The following is a 223-nucleotide window of genomic DNA, read 5'->3' as shown; positions in this document are numbered from 1 at the left end:
CCAGAGTATACAACAAAATCTCAATCAATCTATATTTAGTATTCAAATGCAATGGCAAGGAGCAACGAGCCAGCGTTTTTATGGGGAATATGTGAGATCAACGAAACTTATGGAGTCATATATACATAACTTACAAGTGACAGAAAAAGAATTACGGCGCATTGCCAAAAAGTTTCGTCAAGCAGATGAGGAATATCAGAAGAAACAAAAAGAGAAAGTAAAA

Annotated in this window: 1 protein-coding gene; it reads left to right on the top strand. The window is 35.0% G+C overall.

Annotated features, from left to right (window positions below; translation table 11 throughout):
* Nucleotides 1-223, top strand: a 223-nt coding sequence (locus tag MR063_RS21705) for a WXG100 family type VII secretion target (protein ID WP_242201350.1), incomplete at both ends; no start/stop codon positions are given.

The organism is Bacillus cereus group sp. BfR-BA-01492 (assembly GCF_022662815.1).
Lineage (GTDB): Bacteria > Bacillota > Bacilli > Bacillales > Bacillaceae_G > Bacillus_A > Bacillus_A cereus_BD.
Note: the sequence above shows the minus strand (reverse complement) of the source record. Positions and strands in the feature narration are given on the sequence as shown.